This window comes from Micromonospora sp. NPDC048842 (genome assembly GCF_040649935.1).
Classification (GTDB): Bacteria; Actinomycetota; Actinomycetes; order Mycobacteriales; family Micromonosporaceae; genus Micromonospora; species Micromonospora hortensis.
In genome coordinates this window covers 313,161-320,207 of record NZ_JBEZGK010000007.1, presented here as the reverse complement: position 1 = coordinate 320,207, position 7,047 = coordinate 313,161, and the positions used below count along the sequence as shown (strand labels likewise).

6 protein-coding genes are annotated in these 7,047 nt (G+C 70.0%); 3 read left to right on the top strand and 3 right to left on the bottom strand.

Annotated elements, in window-relative coordinates; genetic code table 11:
- Window positions 1-303 precede the first annotated feature (303 nt).
- Window positions 304-987: a response regulator transcription factor gene (locus AB0C19_RS13335; RefSeq protein ID WP_030329696.1), complete on the bottom strand. Its 684-nt coding sequence runs from the start codon at window positions 985-987 to the stop codon at window positions 304-306.
- A 24-nt stretch (window positions 988-1,011) separates the two neighbouring features.
- Window positions 1,012-2,295 carry an ATP-binding protein gene (locus AB0C19_RS13330; protein WP_357183896.1) on the bottom strand — a complete coding sequence of 428 codons (1,284 nt, stop codon included), beginning with the start codon at window positions 2,293-2,295 and terminating at the stop codon, window positions 1,012-1,014.
- A 204-nt stretch (window positions 2,296-2,499) separates the two neighbouring features.
- Between AB0C19_RS13330 and phoU the strand changes: the two genes are divergently transcribed.
- Window positions 2,500-3,153, top strand: coding sequence for a phosphate signaling complex protein PhoU (phoU, locus tag AB0C19_RS13325; RefSeq protein WP_091403559.1), 654 nt, complete (start codon window positions 2,500-2,502; stop codon window positions 3,151-3,153).
- 64 nt (window positions 3,154-3,217) lie between these two features.
- Here the strand turns inward: phoU and AB0C19_RS13320 are convergent, their stop codons facing one another.
- A complete protein-coding gene (locus AB0C19_RS13320; protein WP_091403562.1) occupies window positions 3,218-3,985 on the bottom strand; it encodes a phosphoglyceromutase in 768 nt (255 codons plus the stop codon).
- Window positions 3,986-4,137: 152 nt separating this feature from the next.
- Between AB0C19_RS13320 and AB0C19_RS13315 the strand changes: the two genes are divergently transcribed.
- Both AB0C19_RS13315 and AB0C19_RS13310 read left to right on the top strand, forming a co-directional pair.
- Window positions 4,138-5,418, top strand: coding sequence for an MFS transporter (locus AB0C19_RS13315; protein WP_357183892.1), 1,281 nt, complete (start codon window positions 4,138-4,140; stop codon window positions 5,416-5,418).
- A 74-nt stretch (window positions 5,419-5,492) separates the two neighbouring features.
- Window positions 5,493-6,788, top strand: a complete 1,296-nt coding sequence (locus AB0C19_RS13310) for an MFS transporter (RefSeq protein WP_357183889.1) — start codon at window positions 5,493-5,495, stop codon at window positions 6,786-6,788.
- The last annotated feature ends 259 nt before the right edge of the window (window positions 6,789-7,047 follow it).

The window sequence follows — 7,047 nt, the reverse complement described above, 5'->3', positions numbered from 1 at the left end:
GTCTTAGAGTGACCACCCTCTATACCGGAGCTCCGCTGCTTTACGCCTCAGACACGCCTTGACGATCCGCCCAACCGCTTAACTGAACGGCGTTGGGTCTAGCTCTGGGTGCCGATCACCGCACTTCTCGCCCCGACGGCCGCCTGAGCAGCCGCGCATCCCAGGCATGAGTCGGAACGCCTTTGGAGCTGAATCGTTGACGACATCAGCGTCTGACTCGTTCGCGACATCAGCTCCAAAGGCACCGCAGCACAGCCCAAAAGGGGGCCTGCGTCGCACGCAGGCCCCCTTCGCGTACGTCGATCACGGCTCGAACTTGTAGCCCAGACCCCGCACCGTCACGATGAAGCGCGGCGCGGACGGCTCCGGCTCGATCTTGGAGCGCAGCCGCTTGACGTGCACGTCCAGCGTCTTGGTGTCACCGACGTAGTCGGCGCCCCAGACCCGGTCGATGAGCTGGCCGCGGGTCAGCACCCGTCCCGCGTTGCGCAGGAGCAGTTCCAGCAGCTCGAATTCCTTCAGCGGCAGCTGCACGGCCCCGCCGTCGACGGTCACCACGTGCCGCTCGATGTCCATCCGCACCGGCCCGGCGGCCAGCGTCGGCGCACCCGCCTCGGCCACCTCCGGGCTCTGCCGGCGCAGCACCGCCCGGATCCGGGCGACCAGTTCCCGCGGCGAGTACGGCTTCGTGACGTAGTCGTCGGCGCCGATCTCCAGCCCGACCACCTTGTCGATCTCGCTGTCCCGGGCGGTGACCATGATGATCGGCACGGCGGAGCGCTGCCGCAACTGCCGGCAGACCTCGGTCCCGGACATCTCGGGCAACATCAGGTCGAGCAGCACGATGTCGGCGCCGGTCCGGTCGAACTCGGTGAGGGCGTCGGTGCCGGTCGCGGCGACCGATACCTCAAAGCCCTCCTTACGGAGCATGTACGACAAGGCGTCGGAGAACGACTCCTCGTCCTCGACCACCAGAACGCGGCTCAACGGGGATTTCCTTTCCATTTGCTGTCAGACCTGCCGTAGCCCAGTCGGACCGGACTCGATCCCAACCGGCGGCAGTGTCGCCAGGAGGTCGTCCGGTGGACTGGCGGGCAGCCGGAGGGTGAACGTCGATCCACCACCAAGAGTGCTCGACACCTCGACCCGTCCGCCATGGTTGCTCGCAATGTGTTTCACGATCGCCAGGCCGAGCCCGGTGCCGCCGGTGGCACGCGAGCGGGCCTGGTCGGCCCGGTAGAACCGCTCGAAGATCCGGTCCACGTCGGTGGGGGCGATACCGATGCCCTGGTCAGCGACGGCGACCTCGACGTGCTCGTCGTCGCCGCGGAGGGTCACCCGCACCGTGGTGTCCTCGCCCGAGTAGTTGATGGCGTTCTCCACCAGGTTCGCCACCGCCGTGGCGAGTTGGGAGTCGCTGCCGTAGGCGGTGAGACCGCGCGCCCCGTCCACCGCCACCGCGACACCCCGGGCGGAGGCAGTGGTGCGGGTCCGGTCGACCACCTCGGCGATCACCCAGTCCAGCGCGACCGGCTCCGGTGGCGGCTGCGGCTCTGCCCCCTGCAACCGGGTCAACTCCAGCAACTCCTGCACCAGCCGACCCAGCCGGGTCGACTCGTGCTGGATCCGTTCGGCGAACCGGCGGGCGGCAACCAGGTCCTCGGAGAGGTCGGGCGCTGCGGCGTCGGCCGGCTCGGTCGCGTCAAGCAGCGCCTCGGCGAGCAGTTGCAGGGCCCCGATCGGGGTCTTCAGCTCGTGGCTCACGTTGGCCACGAAGTCGCGTCGTACCCGGGTCAGCCGGTGCGACTCGGTCACGTCGACCGCCTCGACGGCGATGAAGCCGTTGCCGAGACCCATCGCCCGCAGGTGCACGCCGAGCGGGTTCTCCCCCGCACTGTCGCGACCTCGGGGCAGGTCCAGCTCGATCTCGCGTCGTACGCCGGTGCGTCGCACCTGGCCGGCAAGGGTACGGATCAGCGGGTGCGCGGCGATTGAGCCGGGAGTGCTGCCGGTACGCAGCAGCCCCATCGCGCGGGCGGCCGGGTTGATCAGCACGGGGACGTCGTCGTTGTCCAGAACCACGACACCGGCCCGGAGTGAGTCGATCGTCCGGCGGCCGAGCCCGGCCTGCTGCTCGTCGGCTATCGCGGGCCTCCCCCTGCTCCAGCGGAAGCTGACGCTCCCCGTCGACGTGGAGTGACCGTCCCGCCTCGGCAGGAACCGGGGCAGCAGCAGACCGGCGGCCATCCCGGCCACCAACGCCAGGGCCACCACGACCGCCACCGCCCACTCCACCCGGCGATCGTAGGGTCATTGTTAACCTGGCTACCACACAGAACGGGACGAACTACCCTCACTTACGGAAGTGTTCACCCCCACGTCTGGCGTCGTTCACCCTGGTTCATCCGGGATCCGTCCGCGCGCCCTACCGTTGGCGTCGCACCTGCTCAACCCCCTGCGCCGGCACCCGTCGGCGGCGACCGACCACAGGACGTGATGATGCGCGACGAGTTCCGGGCCGACCTCCAGATCGTCAGCCAACTGCTGGTGGACATGGCGGAGGGCGTCCGCGCCGCCATGCGCCAGGCCACCCGGGCCCTGCTCACCGCCGACCGGCAGGCCGCCGAGACGGTCATCGAGCGGGACGCCGAGATCGACGACCTCTACCGGCACGTCGAGGAGCGGGTCTGTGACCTGCTCGCCCGACAGGCGCCGGTCGCCTCCGACCTCCGGGCGATGATCACCGCGCTGCACGTGGCCGCTGATCTGGAGCGGATGGGCGACCTCGCCGAGCACGTGGCGAAGACAGCGCTGCGCCGGCACCCCTCCCCCGCCGTCCCGGCCGAGCTGCGGACGGTCTTCACCGAGATGTCCGAGATCGCCGACCGGATGGCCGTGAAGATCGGTTCGGTGCTGGCGAAGCCCGACGCCGACCTCGCCGGCGAGCTGGACCGCGACGACGACGCCATGGACGAGCTGCACAAGAACCTGTTCGCCGTGCTGCTCGGTGACGACTGGCCGTACGGCGTGGAGACGGCGATCGACGCCACCCTGCTGGGCCGCTTCTACGAGCGCTTCGCCGACCACGCGGTCAACGCCGGCGAGCACGTGATCTACCTGATCACCGGGGAGAGCGCGCCCAGCAGTAACTGACCGGCACGAAAAGGGGCCCCTCGCCATCGCTGTCCGCGATGACGAGAGGCCCCTTTCTGGTGGCTCAGCGCCCCTGGTTGGCCACCGCCGCGGCGGCTGCCTTCGCAGCGGTCGGGTCGAGGTAGGTGCCGCCCAGGGTGAGCGGACGCAGCTGCGGGTCGAGGTCGTAGCGCAGCGGGATGCCCGTCGGGATGTTCAGCTTGGCGATCGCCTCGTCGGAGATCTGGTCGAGGTGCTTGACGAGGGCGCGCAGCGAGTTGCCGTGCGCGGCCACCAGCACCGTCCGGCCGGCCAGGATGTCCGGCACGATCGAGTCGTACCAGTAGGGCAGCATCCGGTCGACGACGTCCTTGAGGCACTCGGTGCGCGGCATCAGCTCGGTCGGCAGCAGCGCATAGCGCGGGTCACCCACCTGCGACCACTCGTCGTTGTCGTCGATGGGAGGCGGTGGCGTGTCGTACGACCGGCGCCAGAGCATGAACTGCTCCTCGCCGTACTCGTCGAGGGTCTGCTTCTTGTTCTTGCCCTGCAGGGCGCCGTAGTGGCGTTCGTTGAGCCGCCACGACCGGCGCACGGCGATCCAGTGCCGGTCGGCGGCGTTGAGCGCCAGCTCGGCGGTGCGGATCGCACGGCGCATCACGCTGGTGTGCACGACGTCGGGCAGCAGGCTGTGCTCGCGCATCAACTCGCCGCCGCGCCGCGCCTCGCCCTCGCCCTTCTCGGTCAGGTCGACGTCCACCCAGCCGGTGAAGAGGTTCTTGGCATTCCAGTCGCTCTCACCGTGTCGCAGCAGGACCAGCGTCCCGACGGTGGGCCCTTCGCTCGCAGTCATGCGGATCATCCTGCCTCAACCGCCCGACGGACACGCGGGCAGCCGTCGTGACGACCACCACGTGAAAAAGCTGATGACCAGCGGATCCGGCCGCCATTAGGGTTGTAAGGCACGCCAGTCTCATCGGTCATTACTTGCAAGCGGGGCGCCATATGCGGACGATGCGGAGTTGGTTCCGGGACACCACCGGCGGCCTACCGACCACCTTCTGGTACCTGTGGTCGGGCACCCTGATCAACCGACTCGGCTCGTTCGTCCTGGTCTTCCTCGCCATCTACCTGACCCAGGAACGTGGCTTCTCGGCCTCGCAGGCCGGCCTGGTGATCGGTCTCTGGGGCGTCGGCGGGGCGTTCGGCACCACCGCCGGCGGCACCCTCGCCGACCGGTGGGGCCGCCGGCCGACGCTGCTGACCGCCCACGTGGGCGCGGCGGCCATGATGCTCGGGCTCGGGCTGGCCCGGGATCTCTGGGCGGTGGCGCTGGGCGCGCTGCTGCTCGGAATGTTCGCCGAGGCGGCACGGCCCGCGTTCGGGGCGATGATGATCGACGTGGTGCCGGCGAAGGACCGGCTGCGCGCCTTCTCGCTCAACTACTGGGCGATCAACCTCGGTTTCGCCTGCGCCGCCGTCCTCGCCGGACTCGCCGCCCAGGCCGACTACCTGCTGCTGTTCGTGGTCGACGCGGCCACCATGCTGATCACCGCCCTGATCATCTTCAGCAAGGTGCCGGAGACCCGACAGGCCGGCCCCGCCACCGCCGTCACGGCAGCAGCGGCTCCGCGCGGCGCCCTGCGCACGATCCTCACCGACCGGGTCTACCTCGGCTTCGTGGCACTCAACCTGTTCGCCGCGCTGGTGTTCCTCCAGCACATCTCGATGCTGCCGATCGCGATGGGCGACGACGGTCTGAGCCCCGCCACCTACGGCTCGGTGATCGCGCTCAACGGCATCCTCATCGTGGTCGGCCAACTCTTCGTGCCCCGGCTGATCCGGGGTCGGAGCCGCTCACACGTGCTCGCGCTGGCGTCCGTGGTGATGGGCGTGGGGTTCGGACTGACCGCGTTCGCCGGCACCCCCTGGTTCTACGGGCTGACAGTGCTGATCTGGACGGTCGGCGAGATGCTGAACTCGCCCTCCAACTCCACGCTGATCGCCGAGTTGTCCCCGGCCGAACTGCGCGGTCGGTACCAGGGCGTGTTCTCCCTCTCGTGGCAGATCGCCGGGGCCAGCGCGCCGATCCTCGGTGGCCTGGTGCGCGAGCACGCCGACAACGACACCCTCTGGTACGGCTGTGCCGCGCTCGGCCTCCTGACCGCTGTGGCCCACCTGGTGTCGGGGCCGGCCCGGGAACGGCGTGCGACAGCGCTGCGCCGCTCCGGCGAGGCACTGGCACCGACGACCACCTCCCGTGCCCCACAGCCCGCCGAGGCGTAATGAGTGGCGCGGCGGTGCCGGAGTTCCTACTGTGCAGTGGAAACAGTTAACAACCTGAACTGTCGGGAGGTCGGGTGCACGCCCTGCGGCGCTGGTGGCACGACACCGCAGGCGGACTACCCGCCACCTTCTGGTACCTCTGGGCCGGCCTGCTGATCAACCGGGCCGGCGCGTTCGCCATGCTGTTCCTCTCGCTCTACCTCACCGACGTACGCGGCGCGAGCGAAGGGCTGGCCGGCACTGTGGTCGGCGCGTACGGGGCCGGCGGGGCGGCCGGAGTGCTGCTCGGCGGGGTGCTCGCCGACCGGTGGGGACGCCGGGCGACCCTGCTCGCCGCACACCTGGCCACTGTCGGCCTGATGGTGGCGCTCGCCTTCACCCGACCCCTGCTGCTGATCGCTGTGCTCTCCGCGCTGATCGGCGTGGTCCACTCGATGCCCAGCCCGGCGTTCGTGGCGGCGATCGTCGACGTGGTGCCCGCCGAGCGCCGCTCGCGCGCGTTCAACCTTCAGTTCTGGGCGTTCAACCTGGGCATGGCGGTCGCCTCGCTGCTCGCCGGGGTCCTGGCCGAGGCGAGCTTCACCGCACTGTTCCTGGTAGACGCGGGCGCCACACTGACCGCCGCAGCCGTGATCGCCTGGAAAGTGCCCGAAACCCTGCGGTTGGCCCGACCGGCGGCCGGCCCCCCGCCCACTCCCGACGCGGCACCGAAGTCCGTCCGGGCCCGCCGGCCGGGACTGCACACCGCGCTCACCGACCGCACCTTCCTGGTCTTCGTCGGGCTCACCTTCGTGCTGGCCGTACTCACCATGCAGACGTCGACCATCATGCCGCTGGCCATGCGCGCGGACGGCCTGGGTCCGTCGGCGTACGGGCTGGTGGTGGCGCTCGGCGGCGCGCTGATCGTGGTCGGGCAGTTGTTCGTACCCCGGCTGATCGACAAGCACCGCAAGGACGTCGTCCTGGCCGCCTCCACGGCGCTGCTCGCGCTCGGTTTCGGGGCGCTCGCCATCGCCGACGAACTGGCCATCTACCTGGGTGCCGCGGTGATCTGGACGGTCGGCTCGATGCTCGCCGCCCCGCCCAACGCGCAGATCAACGCGGACCTGGCGCCACCGCAGCTCCGAGCGCGCTACCAGTCGGTCTTCTACCTGACGTTCCCCGCGGCGGCGTTCGTCGCGCCCACCCTCGGCGGGGTAAGCCTCCAGCACCTCGGCGACCGGCACTGGCTGATCGTGGGCGGGCTGGGTCTGCTGGCCGCGCTCGGGCACCTGCTCGCCGGACCATCCCGGGAGCGGCACGTCGCCGCGCTGCGCCGGGTTGTCGAAGCGAAGCCGACGACCCCCGTGGACCGCGTACCGACCGGGTAACCGACGCAAAGCGCCCACCACGACCCTGAAGTCGTGGTGGGCGCTCGCCGGCGGGGCCGGCGGCGGCGGGCAACACTCACCCCCGTAAGCATCGCCCGCTCACGCCGCCGGTCCAAACAGGTGGGAACCGTCCCCCAACGGTTATTCCACCCGTCCCCTCGCGCCTCGTCTGGTGCGCGGATCTGATCGATCCGCCGCTCCCCCGAACGTTTCCAAACGTGGCGCGGTGCAATAAAGCTAGTTCGCCCGGATTCTGGAT

Excerpts from the sequence above, each read along its gene's own strand:
- phoU (WP_091403559.1), top strand. The coding sequence starts at position 2,500 with ATGCGCGACGAGTTCCGGGCCGACCTCCAGATCGTCAGCCAACTGCTG.
- AB0C19_RS13320 (WP_091403562.1), bottom strand. The coding sequence starts at position 3,985 with ATGACTGCGAGCGAAGGGCCCACCGTCGGGACGCTGGTCCTGCTGCGA.
- AB0C19_RS13315 (WP_357183892.1), top strand. The coding sequence starts at position 4,138 with ATGCGGACGATGCGGAGTTGGTTCCGGGACACCACCGGCGGCCTACCG.